Origin of the sequence: Streptomyces sp. NBC_01478, assembly GCF_036227225.1 — a bacterium.
GTDB lineage: Bacteria > Actinomycetota > Actinomycetes > Streptomycetales > Streptomycetaceae > Streptomyces.
Map to the genome: position 1 here is coordinate 2,499,387 of NZ_CP109444.1, position 21,740 is coordinate 2,521,126.

The following is a 21,740-nucleotide window of genomic DNA, read 5'->3' on the forward strand; positions in this document are numbered from 1 at the left end:
GAGGAGTACATGGCGAGCACGACGAGCCTCGGCCACGGCCTGGAGCTGCGCGACGGCGACCTGGTCGTCGAGGACGGCCGACTGGCGGAGCTGTCCGGGCTGCCCAACCTGGTGCAGGCCCTGGTCCTGCGGGTCCTGACCCCGCTGGGCAGCGACCGGTTCGCCACCGACTACGGCTTGGACGTCACCGACGTGTTCACCCGGGCCGTGACCGCCCGGCAGGCCGAGGACCTGCTGCGGCTCAGCCTGGTCCGCACCCTCGGCGGCGACGCCCGGGTGCGCGAGATCCGCGACATCGAAGTGCTCGACCCACCGGGCGGGGCGCGGCGGCTGTGGCAGGTCCGGGTGACCCTCGTCGCGGTGGACGGCGCCGAGCACACCGTGCCGGTGGAGGTGACGGTCTGATGGCCGACTACGGGATCACCGAACGCGGCTTCGTCCGCAAGGAGGTCCACACGCTGCTCGACGAGGCCAGGGACCGGGCGAAGGCCGCCTTCGGCGCGGACGTCGACCTGACCGGCACCAGCGCGCTGATGAAGGTCCTCCAGGTCACCGCCGCCGAGGACGCCCGGCTGTGGCGGCGGCTGGAGGACCTGTACTACGCGGGCTTCCTGTCCACCGCGGTCGGCGACGACCTCGACCTGCTGGGCGAGGACCTCGGGGTGCGGCGCCCGTACCTGACCTCCGTCGGCGAGGTGACCCTCACCGTCCGCGACCCGCTGCCCGAGCGGGTGTACGTCCTGCCCGAGGGCACGGTGCTGGTCACCGCAGCCCCGGTGATCGCCTTCCACACCACCGCCACCGTCCGGCTCAGCGCCGCCTCGGACACCGCGACGGTCGGCGCGCGGGCCTTCGTCGCCGGTCCGGGCGGCGATGTGGCGGCGAACCAGGTCGTCGCGATCGACCCGGACTATCAGGCGCACTACCTCAGCGTCGCCCCGCCGACCACCTTCGCGGTGGCCAACCCGCGCGGGTTCACCGGTGGTTCCGGGCAGGAGGACGACGAGACCTACCGGAGCCGGCTGCTCGGCCGCTCCCGCACCATGTGGACGCCGGCCGCGGTGCGCGAAGCGGTGCTGTCCGTGCCCGGCGTGGTGGACGTGCTGCTGTCCGACCCGCTCGGCGGGGTGGACGTCTCGCAGAGCTACTTCGGCGTCTTCCCCTTCGACCAGCGGCTGTTCAGCGACGAACGGCGGATCGGCGAGCCGTACTTCTTCAGTGTGGTGGTCGCCCACGAGTTCGCCCGGCCCTGGCGCACCGAAGGGTCGGTGACCGGTCTGTTCGAGCAGGTGACCGCGGCGATCGACCGGGTCCGCCCGGTCGGCATCCATCCGCAGGTCGTCGAGGCCGACCACATCGAGGTCGGTCTGCGGGCCCGCCTGGTCACCCAACCCGGCTACGACGCTCAGGTGTTGGTCGGGGCGCTGACCGAACGGCTGGCCGTCGACATCGGCGGCCTCGCGCTCGGCGGTGACGTCCTCTACAGCCAGGTCATGCGCGCCCTGGTCGAACAGCCCGGAGTCAGCGACGTCCAGGACCTGCGGCTGCGCCGCTGCCCTCCGGTCTTCGGCCGCATCACCCTCGGCGGCGTCCCCTTCGCCACCGACCCGGTGGAGGCCGGCCCCGGTGAGAACCTCGCCATGGGTCCCACCGAGATCGCCGTCTTCACCATCGACTCGGCCCTCCTGGACCTGGAGGTGATGCCCCGATGACCCGCGCCCTGTCCCGGATGACCGGCGACCTCACCGTCCCCTTCGCCCGCGGCGCGGACACTTTGGACCTGCCGCTGAAGCCGACCGCCGCCGGGGCGGAAGTGGTGGCGTACGACTTCGCCGAGCACCGGGCCCGGTTCGACGTCGAGCCCGCGCCGCTGTACGTGCTCACCGCGGCCGTCGACGTGCTCCCCGCGAGCACGCTCACCATCGGGTACCTGGCCGCGGGCGCGTCCCGCACCACGACCGTGGCCGTCCCGGCCGGCACCGTCGCCGGGGCCTCCTTCGCGGTGGTCCTGCCCGCCGCCGACGCCGCCCACGCCGTACTGCGCGGCCTCGCCTGCGACCCCGCGCCGGCCGCCGGCCCCGTGTCGGAGGCCTGGCGGCTCACCGCGCTGCTCGGCAACCTCGCCCGGCTGCTCTGGGTCGCCGGGGTGGAACGGGACGTGCTCGACCGGTGCGCGGCGGACATCCGCCGGACCGTCCGCTCCAGCGAGCGGGCCTCCGGCGCGACGCTCGACCGGATCGGCTACGACCTCGGTGTGCCGCGCTTCCCGCCCCGCCCGTACGGGCAGGAGGACGACACCCTGACGCTCCATCACCTGGACGACGCGCCGGGCGCGCCGGTGCAGGACAGCCGGCCGCTCTACCTGGGCGGCGGCGCGGGCCACCCCGGCGCCGCCACGGGCGGGGTGCGGGCGGGCGCGCCCGGCCGATTCGGCACCGGGATGCGGTTCGCCACCCCCACGGCGGAGATCGCGATCCCGCACGACCCGGCGCTGGACACCGGTTCCGCCGCGAGCCTGACCGCCGAGTGCTTCGTCAAACCCGACTCCGCCACCGGTGAGGGCGCGGTGCTCTCCAAGCACCCCGACCCCGCCGGTCCGCCCCAGCCCGGCTGGGCGCTGAGCGTCGGCGACTTCGGCCGGGGCATCGCCCGCAACGTCCGGCTGCGGATCGGCGACGGCACCGTCTCCCGCGACCTGTACGCGGATCTCAGCCTGCCGGTCGTCCGGTTCAGCCATCTCGCGGCCGTCGTCGACCGGGCCGCCGGCCGGGTCCGGCTGCTGGTCGACGGCGAGACGGTGGCCAGCGCGCCGCTCGGCGTCGCCGGCCCGCCGGCCACGGCGCTCGGCTCGCTCGCCAACACCGCGCCGCTGCGGATCGGCCGGTCCGGCCCGGGCCAGGCCGCCGCGTTCTCCGGAACCATCGACGAGGTTCGGCTCTCCACGGTCGCGCGCACCTCCTTCCACCCTGTGCTCGGCGAGTCCGACGCCTCCTACCGGCGGCGACTGCGGGCCTTCCGCAGATGGGTCCTGCCCACCCGGCTCGGCGTCCAGCAGACCCTCAACGAGGTGGTCGGTCCTGTCCAGGTCGACGGCCGCGCAGACCGGGTGCCCGACCCGTTCCAGGTCACCGACACCGATGCCACCCTGGTGCAGTCCACCCACCTGCTGACCGTGCTGCCGGTCCAGGTCCCGGCGGGCGACACCCTGGACGACACGGGACTGCGCGGGCTCTCCGAGGCAGACGTCCTCGGTCCGCCCGACCCGGAGGGCTTCGCACCGGCCCTGCTGGTCGACGCCGGCGATCCGCGCGCCGACTTCGACCCGGCGCCCGCCCCGCCGGTGCCGCCGGTGCCCGGTCCGCAGGCCGACCCGCGGTTGCTGCGGGTTCCGGCCAGGACCGCCCTGCGCTCACTGCTGGACGCGCTGGCCGGCTCCGCGGGCCGGCTGCGGGTCCGGCAGGGCTTCGACCCGGCCGCGACGGACCTGCGCGCGGTCGGGCGGGCCGTACTGCTGAGCCACCCGGCGCTGCCGCCGGAGCGACTGGCCGCGCTGGCGGTCCGGGCCGGCTTCGGCTTCGCCGCCCACCTGCCGGGACCGGGCCTCGAACCGGGCCTGGTGTACGCCGCCGTCCGTTCCACCGGCTCGCTGGAGATCCTTACCGCCCCCGGTGGCACCGCCACCCCCGAGAACCGCTTCGACGCGCTCACCGGCCAGACCCTGGCGCTGCGCCTCGAACCGGCGCCGCCACCCGGCGCGGCCGTCCGCTGGTCGCTCGTCCCGTGCGGCGACGGGCGGGCCTCGATCACCGACCGGACCGACCAGCGCGACGTACAACTGCACGCCGACCTGCCGGGAGAGCTGGTCGTCGAGGTCCAACTCCGCGACCGGGGACGGTCGTTCACCGCCGCCCGGACGCTGCGGATCGGCCTGGCCGAGCTGCCCGCCGGCGGCTCGGTCGCCGCCTCCGGCCGACAGGACGTACCCGTCCCCGGCCCACTGCGCGCCGATGAGCGACTCCACCCCGTGTACCTGGTCGACGCCCCCGCACGGTACGGCCGCCCCGCCGGCGCCGGGCCGCAGACCCGCCGGGTCCATCCCGCGCTCGCCGCCCGGCTGACCGCGCTCGCCGCCCTGCTCCCCGCCGGCGACCCCGAGCTGCGCTCCGCCTGGGACGCGGGCGCGACCGGTCCGGCCGCGGCCGGACGCTCCGTCACCCTCGCACGGGGCAGCTCCACCGCCACCCTCGCCAGGCTGGGCGCCCTCGCCCACGCCGCCGCGTTCAGCCGGGTCGCCAACGACGGCACCGTGCTGACGCTGCATCAGGACGCCGGCCCGGCCACCCCGATCAGCGGCCCGGCCACCGTGGTGGAGGGCGGCACCGCGACCTTCGAGATCGCCCGCGCCGCACCCACCGCCCTGGCGCTCGCCGCCGGCCGGCTGTGGACCGTCAACTCCGGTACGGGAAGCGTCACTTCGCTCGACCCGGCGAGCGGGTCGGTGACCGCTTGCGTCAAGGTCGGCCTGGCCCCGGGCGCACTGACCGCCGCCCCCGACGGCGCCCGGCTGCTCGTGGCCGACACCGGCGACACCACGCTCACCGTCCTCACCACCGCCGACGCCCAGGTCGCCGGGCAGATCCCGCTGCCCGCCGCCCCGGCCGACGTCGTCCACCACCCGGCCCAGCCGCGCGCCTACGCCGGGTTGCGCTCGGGCGTCCTCGCCGAGGTCGACCCCGTAGCCCGGACCGTCACCCGCACCCTCGACCTCGGCTCACCGGTGATCGCGGTGCGCTGCGAGCCCGGCGGGGCCAGGCTGTGGGCCGCCACCGCGGACGGCGTGCTGCGCGCGGTCGCGCTGCCCGGCTTCACCGCCGCCCAGACGGTGGCCCTGGCCGGTCCGCCCCGGGGGCTCGCGGTCGGCGCGAGCCGCGCCTACGTCACCGTGCCCGGCGCGCTCCAGGTGGTCGACCTCGCGACCGTGACCGTCCAGGCCGCCTTCACCGACCTAGGCGCCGCGCCCACGTCCCTCACCCTCGATCCGGCCGACGCGGTGCTCTACGTACTCGACCCGGCGGGTGGGCAGGTCCACCTGCGGCAAGCCGACGGCACCCCGCAGACCCTGCCCGGCCTGCCCGGCTCGCTCGCCCTGCCGGGCGCGACGGCCCTCGCCGCCGATGCCACGCACGGCTACGTCGGGTGCGGCGCCGAGGTCGCCGACACCGTCGGCGTGCTCGACGCCGCCAACGGGAACCTGCTCGCCAACTGGCCACTCGGCACCGGGCTCGGCGAACGCCTGGTGTGGTCGCTGCGGGTCACCGGCGGGGCGCAGGCCCGGCTCACCGGGACCACCCGGCCGCGCACCGGCGTCCTCGGACTGCGGGCCGGCCCGGTCCGGGTCCGCGCCGTGCTCCAGCTCTCCGACGCCACCCCGCCGTACACCTTCCGGGTCGAGCCGTCCCCCGAGCTGCAGGCCGTGGAGCAGGGCGGCGGGCGGTTCGTGATCAGCAAGGACCAGTACGACCTCGCGATGAACGTGCTGAACCACCTGTGCCCGATCGGGGTGGAGGTCGACACCGGCCTGCTCCGGTCCCATGTGCCGGAGCTGCGGGCCGCCCTGCTCGACCCCTTCCCGCCCTACACGTACCCCGACTTCCGCGCCCGCGGCCCCCGCCCGCCCGGCTGGACGTACGGGCTCGACCAGTGACCGCCGACCGCGTCCCGAGGAGGAGACCACGATGAGCGTGAGCTACACGCCCGGCTTCAAACACACCGACTGGGTCGACAACGTCGACCGCGTCCGGGCCGCCGGGGACAACGGCTTCAACATCCGCTTCCACGCGCTGGAAGCCGAGTTCGCCCGCCTCGCCGAGGTGATCGCCCAGGTCGCCGCGGCCCTGCAGCAGCCCGCGCCCAAGCCGGTGAAGATCACCCTGACCCCCACCCTCACCACCCTCGGCGACCCGTGGACGCACGTCTACGGCGGCGCGGCCAAGCCGAACGGCGCCATCGCGGCCAGCGGCATGATGGCGCTCCAACTGCCCCAGGGGAACACCCTCAAGGAGCTGCGGGTCTGCGGCCGCAAGGACGCCGGGAACCTCACGGTCGGCATCCGCAGGCAGAGCCTCGCCGCCGGCTCCACCACCGAACTGCTCGTCGGACTGACCCTCGGCACCGGGAACTTCGACACCACCACCACGGCACCGGCCACGCCGCCCTCCCGGGTGGACAACGAGCAGTTCCGCTACTACCTCACCGCGGACCTCGACACCTCGACCCCCGCCGCCGTCGTGTAACTGACCTGCTTCCAGCTCACCTGTCTCACCGCCTGACGGACCGCCACCACAGCGAGGAGCCTCACCATGGCCATCGACCCGGACCTGTACATCAAGTGGAACTCCACCGACGACGGCACCCGTCCGGTCCCGGACGGCGGGGCGTTCTGGGCCTCGCCGTCGATCTGGATCACCAACGCCGCAGGCGATCGCGTCACCACCGCCGACGGCCAGCCCCTCGCCTTCGCCGGCGCGGTGAACCTGGTGCACGTCACGGTGGACGGCACCGCGGAATCCCCGACCTACAGCGGCGCCAAGGTCCAGGTCTGGGTCTGCGACTGCTCGACCACACCGGTGGGACCGGACTCGTCCCGGCACAGCGCCGGCGACCAGCAGGGGCGGACCGGCACCATCTCCAGCGCCGTGTCGAAGAACGCCTCCGGCACCACGTACGTGTCCTGGAGGCCGGACGTGGACACGGACCTGATCAACGGCGCCAATCCCGGCGAGGGCCACCTCTGTGTCGGGGCCAACGTCTACTACGAGGGCCTGCCGGGTCCCCTCGGGGCGCAGTTGACCGCCGGAACGCTCGACGTCAAGCGCAACAGGCACCACGCCCAGTGCAACGTCACCGTCAAGAAGGTGTCCAACCTCCAGGCGCCGATGGTGCTGCGGCTGGCCGCCCTCGGCGCGGAGGAAGAGCAGTTCCAGGTACGGGGCTGGGAACTCGACCGCGAGGGCGGAATCGGCTCGCTGGAGCAAGAACTCCTGCTGGCGCACTGCTTCGTCGACCTCGTCGGCGGCAAACCGAAGCCGCGCAAGGTACCGGGCCCGTGCCAGACGGAGCCGTTCGAGCGGACCTGGCTGGCGGGCGGCGGGCGGCTGACGCTCACCGGCATGCCGGAGCCGACCGAGATCCGGGCGGCGGGGCACGACGCCCGGTTCACCCTCCTCACCGAGGAGTCCTGCCGGGGCGGCGGGGGCAAGGGAGACGGCGGCGTGCACCTGCACGACGGCGGTGACGACCACGGCGGCTGGGGCGGCGGCGACGGCGACGGCGGGGACTGCGACGGGGGCGCCCGGGCCCGGCTGACGGTCCGGCCCGGTGAGCGGACCCCGGTGCTCGTCAACATCGAGTGCGACGGCGACCCGGGCGAGGTGCACACCATCGACGTCGTGCAGCAGACCCCCGACGGCGTCGTGCTCGGCGGCGCCCGCCTGGTCGCACTGCATGTCCCCGACTGGTTCGGCTGCTGATCCACCGTCGGACGACCGGGGCCGGACCCTGCTCACCCAGGGTCCGGCCCCGACTGCGGAGAGCGCCGGACATGAGGTGAACTCCGCTATATTGTGGGGGAGTTGCCGGGAGAGAGAACGGGCCCCCGATGGTGTACGACACGTCGCTGCCGACACCCGCACTGCGGCTGCTGGGAACCTTCCGGCTGGAGGGCGCCGACGGCTCAGCCGTCACCGTCCAGACCCCGGGCCGAAGACTGCTGGCCTTTCTCGCCCTGAATGGCCCGACCGCCCGCGACGTCCTCGCCGGGACGCTCTGGCCCGAGGTCTCCGAGGAACACGCCTGCGGCAGCCTGCGCACCACGCTGTGGCGGCTGCACCGGGCAAGCCGCCCCCTCCTCGACTGCCGCCGCCAACTGCTCGCCCTCCATGACGAACTCAACGTCGACACACACGTCTTCGCCCGCACCGCCCGACGGGTGGTGGACACCGACGGACCACCAGGCGACCACCCCGACGTGGGCCTGCTGTTCGCCGGCGAGTTACTCCCGGGCTGGGACGAGGAGTGGGTGGTCTTCGAGCGCGAGCGGCTGCGCCAACTGCGCCTGCACGCCCTCGAATCACTCAGCCGCCGGCTCGCCCGGCACGGCCAGTACGCGCTCGCCCTGGACGCCGCGCTCACCGGGGTCGGCATCGAACCGCTGCGGGAGAGCGCCCACCGTGCGGTGGTCGCCGTCCACCTCGCGGAGAACAACCTGGTGGAGGCGGTCCGCCACTACCACGCCTACCGCCGCCTGGCCCGGATCGAGCTCGGCCTGGAGCCCTCGCCCATATTCACCACCATGCTGCCGCCGGGCAGGCTGCCACTCGAAGCCGCGGGCCAAGGGTTGCCGACCTGAGGATTCTCGCCCCCGCCGCCCCTACCCGTCCGAGTCGATGCCGGCCGGGGCTTGATCTTTCAGCCCGTCCGGCGTTTGAGGACGAGGCCGTTCAGGCCGAAGCGGGGGTCTGGGGGCGGCAGTCCCCAGGGACGGGACGGGTAGGGGCGGCGGGGGCGAAGAAGAACCCCGTCCTCAGCCCAGCTTCGACTCCAGCTCCGCCACGATCTCGTTCACCCCGACCGCCCGCTGCTCCCCGGACTCCATGTCCTTGAGCTGCACGACCCCCTCGGCGAGGTCCCGTTCGCCGGCGACGATCGTGTAGCGGGCGCCACTGCGGTTGGCGTTCTTCATCGCACCCTTGAGCCCCTTGGAGCCGTAGGAGAAGTCGGCCGCGATGCCCAGCTTGCGGAGTTCGGTGACCTTGGCGAAGAGGACGCGGCGGGCCTCCTCGCCGAGCGGGACGGCGAACACGCTGGTGGACGCGGGGAGTTCGAGTTCGACGCCCTCTGCCTCCAACGCCAACACCGTACGGTCGACGCCCAACGCCCAGCCCACCGAGGGCAGCGCGGGGCCGCCGATCATCTCGGAGAGGCCGTCGTAGCGACCGCCGCCGCCCACCGCGGACTGGGAGCCCAGACCGTCGTGGACGAACTCGAAGGTCGTACGGGTGTAGTAGTCCAGGCCGCGCACCAGCTTCGGGTCGTCCTCGAAACCGACGCCCGCCGCCGTGATGAGCTCGCGGACCTCCTCGTGGTACGCCTTGCAGGCGTCGCACAGGTAGTCGCGCAGCAGCGGCGCGTCCGTCAACTGCTTCTGGACGTCCGGGCGTTTGTCGTCGAGGACCCGGAGCGGGTTGATGTCCGCGCGGCGCAGCGTCTCCTCGTCGAGGTCCAGGCCGCGCAGGAAGTCCTGCAGCGCGGCCCGGTACACCGGACGGCACTCCTTGTCGCCCAGGCTGTTGAGAAGGATGCGGAAGTCGCGCAGGCCCAGCGACCGGTACGCCTGGTCCGCCAGGATGATCAACTCGGCGTCCAGCGCCGGGTCTTCGGCACCGATGGCCTCGGCGCCGACCTGGGAGAAGTGGCGGTAACGGCCCTTCTGGGGGCGCTCGTAGCGGTAGTAGGAGCCCGAGTACCAGAGCTTGACCGGGAGGTTGCCCAGCTTGTGCAGGTTGGCCTCAAGTGCCGCGCGCAGTACGGAAGCCGTGCCTTCGGGGCGCAGGGCGAGCTGGTCGCCGCCCTTGGTCTCGAAGGCGTACATCTCCTTGGTCACGATGTCGGTGGACTCGCCGACCCCGCGCGCGAACAGCTCGACGTTCTCGAAGCCGGGCGTCTCGATGTAGCCGTAGCCCGAGTTGCGCAGCGGAGCGGCGATGGCCTCGCGGACGGCGAGGTACTTGGCCGACTCCGGCGGAATCAGGTCGTACGTGCCCTTGGGGGCCTGAAAGGTGCTCACGAAAGTTCTCGTCACATTCCTCGTCGGGGAGCCTTCACGTGGGCTCCCTGGCCGGAGGCCACCTCCCGCAGATACGGGTTCGTGGCGCGCTCCTGGCCGATGGTCGTCTGGGGGCCGTGGCCGGACAGCACCACGGTCGAGTCGTCGAGCGGCAGGCACACGCGGGCCAGCGAGTCGAGGATCTCGGCGTGGGAGCCGCCGGGCAGGTCGGTGCGTCCGATGGAGCCGGCGAAGAGCAGATCCCCGGAGAAGAACACGGAGGGGATCTCCGTGTTCTCGGGCATCTGGAAGGTCACCGACCCCTTGGTATGGCCGGGCGCATGCGCGACCGAGAACTCCAGGCCCGCCAGCTCCAGCCGCGCGCCGTCGGTCAGCTCCTTGACGTCGTCCGGCTCCCCCACGGTCAGCTCGCCCATCAGCGGCATCCCGATCGAGCGGCCGAGCGCCTTCTCGGGGTCGCTCATCATGTAGCGGTCCTCGGGGTGGATCCAGGCCGGCACGTCGTGCGCGCCGCACACCGGGACGACCGAGGCCACATGGTCGATGTGGCCATGGGTGAGGACGACCGCGACGGGCTTGAGCCGATGCTTCCTGAGCGCTTCCTCGACTCCCTCGGTGGCCTGATGGCCCGGGTCGATGATCACGCACTCCTCACCGGCGGCGGGGGCGACGAGATAACAGTTCGTCCCCCAGGCCCCGGCGGGGAACCCGGCAATGAGCACGATCGTCCTTCGTTGTGTCGATACGGGTGGGGATAAGGATCCCTGCGTCAGTGGTCAGAGCCTACCGGCGCTGCCGAATCCTCAGCGAACCCATATACGGTACGGGGCACACGCAGGCGGTCGGCTCACAAGACGCACGCGTCCCAGTCGACGTACGAGACGCATGAGGAGAGAATCCGGTGGTCACCCAGGAACAGCGGAAGCGGCAGCTCGCGCGGGAGAAGTTCTTGCGGCAGCAGCAGCGGCGCACGGCCGCTCGACGCAAGGCGCGTGCGCGCAACTCGGTGATCGCGTCGGTGCTCGGCGTGATCGTGATCGGCAGTGTGGCGCTCTACACGACCGGCGTCCTGAAGGACGACGACAAGTCCAACGCGAGCGCGGACGTGACGCCCAGCGCCTCGGCCACGAGCAAGGCGCCGGACCCGTGCGCGAAGCCGGCCGCGGGCAAGATCAAGACGCTGAGCTGGAAGAAGGAGCCGACGATGACGATCGACACGTCGGCCAAGTACACGATGAAGCTGGCGACGACGTGCGGCGACATCGACATCGCGCTGAAGACGAAGGCGGCACCGCACACGGTGAACTCGTTCGACTTCCTCGCCGCCAAGGGCTACTTCGACCACACGAAGTGCCACCGGCTCACCACCAGCGGCATCTACGTGCTGCAGTGCGGTGACCCGACGGGCGCGGGCAGCGGCGGTCCCGGCTACACGATCCCGGACGAGAACCTGAAGGACACCAGCCTCAAGGGCGGGATCTACCCGGCGGGCACGATCGCGATGGCCAACACCGGTCAGGCGCACACCGGCGGCAGCCAGTTCTTCCTCGTCTACAAGGACAGCACGCTTCCGGCCAGCTACACCCCGTTCGGTACCATCTCGGCCTCCGGGATGAAGGTCCTGAACAAGATCGCGGCCGCTGGTGAGAGCACGGGCGCGGGCGACGGAGCACCGAACGCAACGGTCGTGATCAACAAGGCGACCGTCACGAAATCCTGACCGTCAACAGCGAAATTTCGGTCGCGCGGGATGCGGACAGGCAACCCGCCGGTCGCCTATGTTGGCCGTGACGAAACTGTGGACGATGCCCGGGGGCACAGAGGCCCTGTGCAGGCATCATGTGGAGGAGGCGCTGTGAGCAGCGACCCGTGGGGCCGCGTCGACGAGACGGGCACCGTGTACGTGCGTACGGCCGACGGCGAGCAGGTCGTCGGTTCCTGGCAGGCCGGCTCCCCCGAGGAGGCGCTGGCCTACTTCGAGCGCAAGTACGAAGGCCTGGTTGTCGAGATCGGCCTCCTCGAGAAGCGCGTGAAGACCACCGACCTGTCGGCGAAGGACGCGCAGGCCGCCGTAGACCATCTCCGTGAGCAGGTCGACGCCCACCACGCGGTGGGCGACCTGGCGGCGCTGGGGGTCCGGCTGGACAAGCTGGTGGAGACCGTCGAGGCGCGCCGCGAGGAGCGCAAGCAGCAGCGCGCCAAGCAGTCCGACGAGGCCCGGCACTCCAAGGAGGCGCTGGTCGTCGAGGCGGAGGAGCTGGCGCAGTCCGACCAGTGGCGGGCCGCCGGTGAGCGGCTGCGCGCGCTGGTGGACACCTGGAAGGGTCTGCCGCGCCTGGACCGCAAGTCGGACGACGAGCTGTGGCACCGCTTCTCGCACGCCCGGTCGGCCTTCTCCAAGCGCCGCAAGGCGCACTTCGCGTCGCTGGACGCGCAGCGCGAGGAGGCCCGCAAGACCAAGGAGAAGCTGGTCGCCGAGGCCGAGGGTCTGTCGGCCTCGACGGACTGGGGCCCCACGGCCGCGCGCTACCGCGAGCTGATGAACGACTGGAAGGCGGCGGGCCGCGCCCAGCGCGAGCACGAGGACGATCTGTGGAACCGCTTCCGCGGCGCCCAGGACGTCTTCTTCGCCGCCCGCAGCTCGGTCTTCGCCGAGCGGGACGCCGAGCAGACGGAGAACCTGAAGCTCAAGGAGGAGCTGGCCGAGGAGGCCGAGAAGCTCCTGCCGGTCACCGACCTGAAGGCGGCCCGTGCGGCCTTCCGCTCGATCAACGAGCGCTGGGAGGCCATCGGCCATGTGCCGCGTGACGCCCGCCCGAAGGTCGAGGGCCGGATGCACACGATCGAGCGGGCCCTGCAGGAGTCCGAGGAGACCGAGTGGCGCCGGACGAACCCGGAGGCACGCGCGCGTGCCGAGGGTCTGACCGGCCAGCTCCAGGCCGCCGTGGACAAGCTCAGGGGCCAGATCGAGCAGGCTCGGACCCAGGGCAACAACTCCCGCGCCGACAAGCTGGAGCGCGAGCTGGAGGGCCGCCAGGCTCTGCTGGACCAGGCCCTGAAGGGCCTCCAGGAGTTCGGCGGCTGACCCACCCGCACGCATGAAGAGGGGCTCACGTACATCACGTACGGGAGCCCCTCTTCGTATGCGTCGTACGCTCTACGACTTGTTGCGCGCCGACGTCACGCGGTAGACGTCGTAGACCCCCTCCACGCCCCTGACCGCCTTCAGGACGTGGCCCAGGTGCTTGGGGTCGCCCATCTCGAAGGTGAAGCGGGAGGTGGCGACGCGGTCGCGGGAGGTCTGGACGGCCGCGGAGAGGATGTTGACGTGCTGGTCGGACAGGACGCGGGTGACGTCCGAGAGAAGCCGGGAGCGGTCCAAGGCCTCCACCTGTATGGCGACCAGGAAGACCGAGGACTGGGTGGGCGCCCACTCGACTTCCAGGATGCGCTCGGGTTCGCGGGACAGTGACTCCACGTTGACGCAGTCGCTGCGGTGAACCGATACGCCGCTACCCCGTGTGACGAAACCGATGATGGGGTCGCCGGGGACGGGCGTACAACAGCGGGCCAGTTTGACCCACACGTCGTCGACGCCCTTGACGACGACACCGGGGTCGGCGTTCGACCGGCGCTTGCGGCCCCGGCCGGTCGTCGGCGGCACGCTCTCGTCGATCTCCTCGGTGGCCGCCTCCTCGCCGCCGAGGGCCTGCACCAGCTTCTGTACGACGTTCTGCGCGGCGACATGGCCCTCGCCGATCGCCGCGTACAGCGAGGAGATGTCCGGGTAGCGCATCTCGTGCGCGAGCGTGACCAGGGAGTCGCCGGTGAGGATGCGCTGGATCGGCAGGTTCTGTTTGCGCATCGCGCGGGCGATGGCGTCCTTGCCCTGCTCGATCGCCTCGTCGCGGCGCTCCTTGGAGAACCAGGCTCTGATCTTGTTGCGGGCGCGCGGCGACTTGACGAAGCCGAGCCAGTCGCGGGAGGGGCCGGCGCCGGGTGCCTTGGAGGTGAAGACCTCCACCAAGTCGCCGTTGTCCAGGGTGGATTCGAGCGGTACGAGCCGCCCGTTGACCCGTGCTCCTATGGTCCGGTGGCCGACCTCGGTGTGCACCGCGTACGAGAAGTCCACCGGGGTCGCGCCCGCCGGAAGCGCTATCACGTCGCCCTTGGGCGTGAAGACGAAGACCTCGTTGCGGGACAGGTCGAAGCGCAGGGACTCCAGGAACTCGCCCGGGTCCTCGGTCTCCTTCTGCCAGTCGAGCAACTGGCGCAGCCACGCCATGTCGTTGAGGTGGTCGTCCTTGCCAGTGGTCCTGGGCGTCTCCGAGCGCACCTTGGAGGTGCCGGCGACGGCCTCCTGCTTGTACTTCCAGTGCGCGGCGATGCCGTACTCGGCGCGGCGGTGCATGTCGAAGGTACGGATCTGGAGTTCAACCGGCTTGCCGTTGGGGCCGATCACCGTGGTGTGCAGCGACTGGTACATGTTGAACTTGGGCATCGCGATGTAGTCCTTGAACCGGCCGGGGACCGGGTTCCATCGCGCGTGCACGGTGCCGAGGGCCGCGTAGCAGTCGCGGACGGTGTCCACGAGGACGCGGATGCCCACCAGGTCGTAGATCTCCGCGAAGTCGCGGCCGCGGACGATCATCTTCTGGTAGACGCTGTAGTAGTGCTTCGGGCGGCCGGTGACGGTCGCCTTGATGCGGGCGGCACGCAGGTCGGTCTGGACCTCGTCGGTCACTATGGCCAGGTATTCGTCACGCTTCGGTGCCCGCTCGGCCACCAGCCGTACGATCTCGTCGTACATCTTGGGGTAGAGGATCGCGAAGGCGAGGTCCTCCAGTTCCCACTTGATGGTGTTCATGCCCAGGCGATGGGCGAGCGGCGCGTAGATCTCCAGCGTCTCGCGCGCCTTCTTCTCCTGCTTCTCGCGCTTGAGGTAGCGCATGGTGCGCATGTTGTGCAGGCGGTCGGCGAGCTTGATGACCAGGACGCGCGGGTCCTTGGCCATCGCGACGACCATCTTGCGGACGGTCTCGGCCTGCGCGGCCTCGCCGAACTTGACCTTGTCCAGCTTGGTGACGCCGTCGACGAGGAGGGCGACGGAGTCGCCGAAGTCGCGGCGGAGCTGGTCGAGGCCGTACTCGGTGTCCTCGACGGTGTCGTGCAGCAGACCGGCCATGAGGGTCGCCGGGTCCATGCCCAGTTCGGCGAGGATCGTCGTCACGGCGAGCGGGTGCGTGATGTACGGGTCGCCGCTCTTGCGCTTCTGGCCGCGGTGCCAGCGCTCGGCGACCTGGTAGGCGCTCTCGACCTGGCGGAGGGTGGCCGTCTCGATCTTCGGGTCGTTGCTGCGCACTATCCGCAGCAGGGGCTCCAGGACCGGGTTGTACGGGTTCGAGCGCTGCACGCCGAGGCGGGCCAGGCGAGCGCGGACGCGGTTGGAGGAGCCGCCGCCGGTGCGGGCGGGCTGGCCGGCCGTGGGCCGGGGCGCGGGGGCGGCCGCCGGGCGCTCGGGCTGGTCCGGCTTGGGGCGCGCGGGCTCGGCCGCCTTGTCGGCGGGTGCCGTCTGGGCGTGCTCCGCCGTCCCGCTCGGTTCGCTCTGCGCGGTCGTCGCACTGGGCGCGGGCTCCGCCGCGGGGCCCGGGGTGGGCTCGGGCTTGGCGGCGGTCAGGGGCTGGGCCTCGTCTGCCAAGAGGACTCCTCGTGCGCGATCCGGGTCCCCCGGTCAGGCTCCGGAGTGCCCATGGTAGCGATCCTGGGCTCCGGGATCGCCTTCAGGCCGATGTGAGGGCCGTCTACCGGTGAAACACGAGAGGCGGGCACCGGATTCCTCCGGGCCCGCCCCCTGCGTCAGTGCGGCCGTCAGGCGACGGTGTCGTCCTGGTCGCAGTTCCTCGGCGCGTAGCCGGCCTTCGTGTTGCACGCCTTGAGCGTCACCTTGGTGTTCTCGGTGAGGTTGCCGGTCTCCCAGCCGCTGCAGAATCCCGCGGCATGGCCGGCCGTCGTGGACGTGCGGTCCCAGGTCCCGTTCCTGCCGACGTCCAGGTAGGCGGTGACGCCCCACCCGTCCGCGTCGTCGTCGCAGGCACGGATGGCGTCGCCCGGGGTGGGATCGGTGCCGCCCACCGGGTCCTGGTTGAAGTTGCCCCAGTCATTGAAATTGTTGATGTGCACCGCGATGAGCATGCCGGTACCGGCTTGCGCCGGGCTTGAGGCCGCTCCGAGGAAGGAAGCCGCGGCAATCGAGGTGACAACCGCGATCGATCTCATGCGCAACAAAGAAAATCCCCCTGTTTCATGTTCCATGAACCCTTTTCCGAGCGGCGGAAACACCAAACAGGCGCACGAAAACCGTGCGGCAAGTCGATAAATCCCCCGCGCCCGAACCACTGGTCAGGTGGTTCGGTAAATTTTCCTTATTCAAACTTAACCGGCGGTACATGTCAACGGAGATCCCGAAGCGCTGCCTTCCTGCTCACGGGCGGAGGCACAAACAGAAACGGTGCGTTCGACGTGCGTCGCATCGACGCACCTCGAACGCACCGTGACGTTCCTCGGAAGTCGGATCAGACCACGATCAGCGCTTCCAGCGGGGCACCCAACAGCGCGGACTCCAGCTTGGCGCGCCCCGGCAGGAATCCCAACTCCATCAGGACCGCGACGCCCACGACCTTCGCGCCCGCGCGGCGGACGAGCTGGATCGACGCCTCCGCGGTACCGCCGGTGGCAAGCACGTCGTCGACGATCAGGATCCGGTCCTCAGCGCCGATGTCCTCCGCGTGCACCTCGATCTCGGCCGAGCCGTACTCCAGGTCGTACGCCTGGCTGAGGGTCGCTCCGGGGAGCTTGCCAGCCTTGCGCACGGGGATGAAGCCGACGCCCGCGCGGACGGCCGCCGGGGCGCCGAGGATGAACCCACGGGCCTCCAGGCCCACGACCTTCGTCGCGCCGGTGCTCACGACGATCTCGGCGAGCGCGTCCGTGAGCGCCGTGAACGCGGCCGGGTCCGCCAGGAGCGGGGTGATGTCCTTGAACATCACCCCCGGCTCCGGGTAGTCCGCCACATCGCGGATACGGCTGAGCAGCAGCTCCTTGATGTCGGTCATCGACGCTTCCCCGAGGGACGGCCACGGCCGCGGTTGCGGGACGCCGGCTGGGTGCGCGGGCCGACGACGGCTGCCGCGTCCTCCGGCTCGTCGTCGTAGTCGTCGTCCGAGCGGTCGGCGACCTGCGACTCCGCCGGCTCGCCCTGCGCGGCGGCCTGGGCCCGCTTGGCGAGGACGCGCTTCTTGAGCGCCTTCATCTGCGGCTCGGCCTCCTTGAGGTCGGCGACGAGCGGCGTGGCGATGAAGATCGAGGAGTACGCACCGGCCGCGAGGCCGACGAACAGCGACAGCGAGATGTCGTTGAGCACACCCGCGCCGAGGAAGCCGCCACCGATGAACAGCAGGGCCCCGACCGGCAGCAGCGCGACGACCGTGGTGTTGATGGAACGCACCAGGGTGCCGTTGATCGACCGGTTGGCGATGTCGCTGTAGGTCCACCGGGTCTGCTTGGTGATGTCCTTGGTCTGCTCCTTGAGGCTGTCGAAGACGACGACCGTGTCGTAGAGCGAATAACCGAGGATGGTCAGCAGACCGATCACCGTGCCGGGCGTGACCTCGAAGCCGACCAGGGCGTAGATGCCGATGGTGATGGTGATGTCGTGGATCAAAGCGACGAGCGCGGCCAGGGCCATGCGCCACTCGAAGGCGATCGCCAGATAGATCACGACCAGGACCATGAAGATCGCCAGGCCCTCCCAGGCCTTGTTGGCGACCTGGTCACCCCAGCTCGGGCCGACCAGGTCCGCCGCGATGCTCTCGGTACTGACGTCGAGGTCCTTCGCCAGCTTCGCCTTGATGCTGTCGGACTGGTCGGTGTCGATGCCGGCGATCTGGATGCGCATGCTGCCGTCGCCGAGCTTCTGGACCACCGCGTCGTGACCGGAGGCGTCCTCGGCGTACTTCTCGGCCTGGGTCACCGAGGCGCTCATGCCCTTCGGCGTGGTGAAGGCGGCGCCGCCCTGGAACTCGATGCCCATGTTCAGGCCGCGCACCGTCAGGCCGAGGATGGCCGTGATGGTGATCAGGATCGAGATGCCGTACCAGATCTTGCGATTGCCGACGAAGTCGTACCCGACCTCGCCACGGTGCAGCCGGGCGCCGAGGTTGCCGAGCTTCGACATCTCACGCCTCCTTCGGGTCTACGGGGGCGGGACGGCGGGTGCGGCGCAGCGGCGGCTTGGCGCCCAGCGCCTTCGGGTCGATGCCGGACCACTTGTGGCCGTCCGCGAAGAACTTCCTGCGGGCGAGGATGGTCATCAGCGGCTTCGTGAAGAGGAAGACGACGACCACGTCGAGCACGGTGGTCAGACCGAGCGTGAACGCGAAGCCCTGGACCTTGCCGACGGTGACGATGAACAGCACCGCGGCGGCGAGGAACGACACGAAGTCGGAGACCAGGATGGTGCGCCGGGCCCGGGGCCAGGCCCGCTCCACGGAGGGACGCAGCGAGCGGCCCTCGCGGATCTCGTCCCGGATGCGTTCGAAGAACACGATGAACGAGTCCGCGGTGATACCGATCGCGACGATCGCACCGCAGACGGCCGGCAGGTTCAGCGCGAAGCCGATGCCCGGGCCGAGCAGCGCCATGATCACGTAGGTGAGGATCGCGGAGACCAGCAGCGAGGGGATCGCGATGACCGACAGACCGCGGTAGAAGACCAGCAGGTAGACGACGACCAGCGCGAGGCCGATCGCGCCCGCGATCAGACCGGCGTGCAACTGCTCACCACCGAGGGCGGCGGTCACGGTGGTCATGTTCGCCACCTTGAAGGTCAGCGGCAGGGCGCCGTACGACAGCATGTTGGCGAGGCTCTGGGCCTCTTCCTGGGTGAAGCTGCCGGAGATCTCCGCGCTGCCGCCGGTGATCGACGAGCTGACGGACGGGCTGGAGACGACCTGGCCGTCGAGGACGATGCCGAACTCGTTCTGCGGGGCCGTGTTCTTCGCCAGTTCACCGGTGACCTTGGCGAACTTGTCGCCACCCTTGCCGGTGAAGTCCATGGTGACCTGCCAGCCGGCGGCGGTCGTCGTGTTCAGGACGGCCGCGGCCTTCTTGACGTCGGTGCCGTCCACGGCGGCGGGGCCGAGCACGTACTTGTACCAGACACCCGAGACCTGGCCGCAGGCCACGGTCGCGTCCTCGGCCTTGGCGTTCTTGCCGGCGGTGTTCTGGACCGACTTCTTGGAGCAGTCGAGCGCGGTGTACTGCGCCTCCAGCTTGGCGGCCGCCGCGCTGGCGGCGGCGCTGCTGGTCGCCGACGGGGTGGTGCTGGCGGAGGCCGAGGCGCTGGGGCTCGCGGACGAGGAGGCGTCGGCCTTCAGGGCGTCACTGACGGCACGGCCCTGCGAGGTGGCGGAGGCCGACGGGGTCGCGGAGCCGGTCTTGGACGAGGAGGCGGTCGTCTTGGGACTGGCCGAGCTCGACGGGCTGCTGGAGGCGCTGCCGGACGCGCTCGGGGACGGGGTCGCCGTCGCCGCGCCCACGGAGGCCTCCGTGGCCAGGACCGGGCGGAAGTACAGCTTGGCGGTCGTACCGACCTGCTGCCGCGCCTCCTCCGAGTTCGTGCCCTTGGGGATGTTGACGATGATGTTCTTGTCGCCCTGGGTCTGGACCTCGGCCTCCGAAACACCAAGACCATTGACACGGCGGTTCATGATGTCGACCGCGGTGTCCATGTTGGTCTTGTTGATCGCCGATTCTTCGCCGGGCTGGGCCACCGCCTGCAGGGTGATGCTCGTGCCGCCGGCCAGGTCGATGCCGAGACGCGGAGTGTTGTGCCCGGATGCGAACATGCCACCGGTGAGCGCCACGATGGCGATCAGGATGAGGGCCAGCGAGCGCCCTGGCTTGCTCTGGGCGCTCGCGCTACGGCCCCTCTTAGGTGCTGCCACCTTCTCGTACTCCCTCTCGGGCCGCTCCGCGCCGGGTCAGCGCGGCTACGGCCATGACATGGTGTCGGGATCCCGTGCGAGCGACGCACGTCCCCTGGGTGCGCGGGGCGCGAGCGGGTCGCGCCGCGCTCCCGGGACGTGAACTACTTCGCGTCGGAGTCGCCGTCGGTCTTCTTCGGCTCTTCGTCCGTCTTGGCCTCGGCGGCCTCAGCCTGCTCCTCGGTGGCGTCGGCCGGCTCGTCGGCCGCGTCCTTCTTGCCGAGGTCGATGGGCTTGTCGTCGGAAGAGTCGGCGGCGGGCTCGTCGGTCTCGGTGAGGGAGGAGGCGTCGTCCGGGACGGTGTCGGCGTCGTCCTTCAGGTCGTGCTCGACGCCGTGGACGATGCGGTTGTACTCGTCGTCGGTGAGGACGGCGCCGATCGCGTTCTTCGCGAAGAGAAGCTCGACGCCCGGGCCTGCGTCGAGAAGGACCGTCTCCTCGTTGACCTCCTTGACCGTGGCGTACACGCCCCCGATCGTGCGGACGCCGGTGCCGGGCTGCATGTCATTACGCATCGACGCGGCCGCCTGCTGCTTGCGCTTGGCAGAGCGGGTCATCAGGAACATGGCCCCGATGAGCACGATGAACGGGAGGAGGGTCACGATATTCACGGGACGGAATTTCCTTCGCACGACCGCGGCGGTGAGCGGCCTGGTGGATGGGGGTGGTCGGCGCCGCCCACAAAGGCGGCATCGGCGGAGTCTAAGCGAGTCCACGCTGATGGAACAACGCTCAGCATGGCACCGGGGTTCCTGACCCGGCCAGTGCCCCCGCCGTCACGCCCCGAACAGGTCCCCTTGTCCGTTTCCCCCGGTTGACGAGCGGGGCGGGGTGAGGCCGAGATGCGCCCACGCGGCGGGGGTGGCGACGCGTCCGCGCGGGGTGCGGGCCAGCAGCCCCTCCCGTACGAGGAAGGGTTCGGCGACCTCTTCGACGGTCTCACGCTCCTCCCCCACGGCGACGGCGAGCGTGGACAGGCCCACCGGTCCGCCGCCGAACAGCTTGAGCAGGGCTTCGAGGACACCGCGGTCGAGCCGGTCGAGACCGCGCCCGTCGACCTCGTAGACCTTGAGGGCGGCTCCGGCGATGTCCTGGGTGATGAATCCGTCGGCCTTGACCTGCGCGTAGTCCCGTACGCGGCGCAGCAGCCGGTTGGCGATACGGGGGGTGCCGCGGGAGCGGCCGGCGATCTCGGCGGCGCCGGCGGGGTCGATCTCCACGTCGAGAAGGTTCGCCGAGCGGTGGATGACGCGCTCCAGCTCGGTGGGCTCGTAGAACTCCATGTGCGCGGTGAAGCCGAAGCGGTCGCGCAGCGGGGGCGGCAGCAGTCCCGCGCGCGTGGTCGCGCCGACCAGGGTGAACGGCGGGAGTTCGAGCGGGATCGCGGTGGCGCCGGGGCCCTTGCCGACGATGACGTCGACGCGGAAGTCCTCCATCGCCATGTAGAGCATCTCTTCGGCGGGCCTCGACATGCGGTGGATCTCGTCGAGGAAGAGGACCTCGCCCTCCTGGAGGGAGGAGAGGATCGCGGCGAGGTCGCCGGCGTGCTGGATGGCGGGGCCGCTGGTGATGCGGATGGGGGCGCCCATCTCGGCCGCGATGATCATCGAGAGGGTGGTCTTGCCGAGGCCGGGGGCGCCGGAGAGCAGCACGTGGTCGGCGGTGGCGCCACGCGCGCGTGCGGCGCGCAGCACCAGGTCGAGCTGTTCGCGGACCTTCTCCTGGCCGATGAACTCGCCCAGGTCCTTGGGGCGCAGGGCGGCCTCGACGGCCTGGTCCTCGCGGTCGGCGACCGAGCCCACCAGCCGCTCGGCGGCGGTCTCGTCGGTCGTGTCGTCCCAGTTCACTGAAAG

The 21,740-nt window shown here is 71.2% G+C and carries 17 protein-coding genes; 8 read left to right on the top strand and 9 right to left on the bottom strand.

Features of this window, described 5'->3' with window-relative positions:
- Positions 1-9 precede the first annotated feature (9 nt).
- The 6 genes from OG223_RS11175 (at position 10) to OG223_RS11200 (ending at position 8,407) form a co-directional block, all read left to right on the top strand.
- On the top strand, positions 10-405 hold the full coding sequence (locus tag OG223_RS11175) for a hypothetical protein (protein WP_329245978.1): 396 nt from the start codon (positions 10-12) through the stop codon (positions 403-405).
- Positions 405-1,712 carry a baseplate J/gp47 family protein gene (locus OG223_RS11180; protein WP_329245980.1) on the top strand — a complete coding sequence of 436 codons (1,308 nt, stop codon included), beginning with the start codon at positions 405-407 and terminating at the stop codon, positions 1,710-1,712. Before OG223_RS11175 ends, OG223_RS11180 begins: the two co-directional genes overlap by 1 nt.
- Positions 1,709-5,704, top strand: a complete 3,996-nt coding sequence (locus OG223_RS11185) for a LamG-like jellyroll fold domain-containing protein (RefSeq protein ID WP_329245983.1) — start codon at positions 1,709-1,711, stop codon at positions 5,702-5,704. The genes OG223_RS11180 and OG223_RS11185 overlap by 4 nt, the downstream gene beginning before the upstream one ends.
- A gap of 31 nt (positions 5,705-5,735) precedes the next feature.
- Positions 5,736-6,293: a hypothetical protein gene (locus OG223_RS11190; protein ID WP_329245986.1), complete on the top strand. Its 558-nt coding sequence runs from the start codon at positions 5,736-5,738 to the stop codon at positions 6,291-6,293.
- Positions 6,294-6,359: 66 nt separating this feature from the next.
- A complete protein-coding gene (locus OG223_RS11195; RefSeq protein WP_329245989.1) occupies positions 6,360-7,529 on the top strand; it encodes a hypothetical protein in 1,170 nt (389 codons plus the stop codon).
- Between the two features lie 128 nt (positions 7,530-7,657).
- Positions 7,658-8,407 carry an AfsR/SARP family transcriptional regulator gene (locus tag OG223_RS11200; protein WP_329245991.1) on the top strand — a complete coding sequence of 250 codons (750 nt, stop codon included), beginning with the start codon at positions 7,658-7,660 and terminating at the stop codon, positions 8,405-8,407.
- 174 nt (positions 8,408-8,581) lie between these two features.
- Here OG223_RS11200 and hisS read toward each other — a convergent pair whose 3' ends face one another.
- Positions 8,582-9,844: a histidine--tRNA ligase gene (hisS, locus tag OG223_RS11205; protein ID WP_329245994.1), complete on the bottom strand. Its 1,263-nt coding sequence runs from the start codon at positions 9,842-9,844 to the stop codon at positions 8,582-8,584.
- Between the two features lie 11 nt (positions 9,845-9,855).
- Positions 9,856-10,566: an MBL fold metallo-hydrolase gene (locus OG223_RS11210; protein ID WP_329245996.1), complete on the bottom strand. Its 711-nt coding sequence runs from the start codon at positions 10,564-10,566 to the stop codon at positions 9,856-9,858.
- 179 nt (positions 10,567-10,745) lie between these two features.
- Here OG223_RS11210 and OG223_RS11215 point away from each other — a divergent pair, with 179 nt between their 5' ends.
- Positions 10,746-11,564: a peptidylprolyl isomerase gene (locus tag OG223_RS11215; RefSeq protein ID WP_329246001.1), complete on the top strand. Its 819-nt coding sequence runs from the start codon at positions 10,746-10,748 to the stop codon at positions 11,562-11,564.
- Between the two features lie 135 nt (positions 11,565-11,699).
- Positions 11,700-12,929 (top strand): DUF349 domain-containing protein, encoded by a 1,230-nt coding sequence (locus tag OG223_RS11220; protein ID WP_329246003.1) that lies wholly within the window; start codon positions 11,700-11,702, stop codon positions 12,927-12,929.
- A 72-nt stretch (positions 12,930-13,001) separates the two neighbouring features.
- On the opposite strand, the gene OG223_RS11225 is transcribed toward OG223_RS11220, so the two are convergent.
- The 7 genes from OG223_RS11225 to ruvB all read right to left on the bottom strand — a co-directional run bounded on the left by OG223_RS11225 (position 13,002) and on the right by ruvB (position 21,734).
- Complete coding sequence (locus OG223_RS11225) at positions 13,002-15,542, bottom strand: RelA/SpoT family protein (RefSeq protein ID WP_329246006.1); 2,541 nt, start codon at positions 15,540-15,542, stop codon at positions 13,002-13,004.
- A gap of 170 nt (positions 15,543-15,712) precedes the next feature.
- Entirely contained in the window at positions 15,713-16,120 is a 408-nt protein-coding gene (locus tag OG223_RS11230) for a hypothetical protein (RefSeq protein WP_329246008.1), read from the bottom strand.
- A gap of 296 nt (positions 16,121-16,416) precedes the next feature.
- The gene (locus tag OG223_RS11235) at positions 16,417-16,956 is read right to left on the bottom strand and encodes an adenine phosphoribosyltransferase (protein ID WP_329246011.1); all 540 of its coding nucleotides are present in this window, start codon (positions 16,954-16,956) and stop codon (positions 16,417-16,419) included.
- Positions 16,953-18,077 (bottom strand): protein translocase subunit SecF, encoded by a 1,125-nt coding sequence (gene secF, locus OG223_RS11240; protein WP_329246014.1) that lies wholly within the window; start codon positions 18,075-18,077, stop codon positions 16,953-16,955. Before secF ends, OG223_RS11235 begins: the two co-directional genes overlap by 4 nt.
- Before the next feature lies 1 nt (position 18,078).
- On the bottom strand, positions 18,079-19,848 hold the full coding sequence (gene secD / locus OG223_RS11245) for a protein translocase subunit SecD (protein WP_329246016.1): 1,770 nt from the start codon (positions 19,846-19,848) through the stop codon (positions 18,079-18,081).
- Between the two features lie 143 nt (positions 19,849-19,991).
- Complete coding sequence (gene yajC, locus OG223_RS11250; protein ID WP_329246019.1) at positions 19,992-20,498, bottom strand: preprotein translocase subunit YajC; 507 nt, start codon at positions 20,496-20,498, stop codon at positions 19,992-19,994.
- Positions 20,499-20,663: 165 nt separating this feature from the next.
- Positions 20,664-21,734, bottom strand: coding sequence for a Holliday junction branch migration DNA helicase RuvB (ruvB, locus tag OG223_RS11255; RefSeq protein WP_329246022.1), 1,071 nt, complete (start codon positions 21,732-21,734; stop codon positions 20,664-20,666).
- Between the last annotated feature and the right edge of the window lie 6 nt (positions 21,735-21,740).

Bases quoted from the DNA above. Each gene is read 5' to 3' on its own strand.
- OG223_RS11175 (WP_329245978.1), top strand. From the start codon at position 10: ATGGCGAGCACGACGAGCCTCGGCCACGGCCTGGAGCTGCGCGACGGC.
- OG223_RS11180 (WP_329245980.1), top strand. From the start codon at position 405: ATGGCCGACTACGGGATCACCGAACGCGGCTTCGTCCGCAAGGAGGTC.
- OG223_RS11185 (WP_329245983.1), top strand. From the start codon at position 1,709: ATGACCCGCGCCCTGTCCCGGATGACCGGCGACCTCACCGTCCCCTTC.
- OG223_RS11190 (WP_329245986.1), top strand. From the start codon at position 5,736: ATGAGCGTGAGCTACACGCCCGGCTTCAAACACACCGACTGGGTCGAC.
- OG223_RS11195 (WP_329245989.1), top strand. From the start codon at position 6,360: ATGGCCATCGACCCGGACCTGTACATCAAGTGGAACTCCACCGACGAC.
- OG223_RS11200 (WP_329245991.1), top strand. From the start codon at position 7,658: ATGGTGTACGACACGTCGCTGCCGACACCCGCACTGCGGCTGCTGGGA.
- OG223_RS11230 (WP_329246008.1), bottom strand. From the start codon at position 16,120: ATGAGATCGATCGCGGTTGTCACCTCGATTGCCGCGGCTTCCTTCCTC.
- OG223_RS11235 (WP_329246011.1), bottom strand. From the start codon at position 16,956: ATGACCGACATCAAGGAGCTGCTGCTCAGCCGTATCCGCGATGTGGCG.
- secF (WP_329246014.1), bottom strand. From the start codon at position 18,077: ATGTCGAAGCTCGGCAACCTCGGCGCCCGGCTGCACCGTGGCGAGGTC.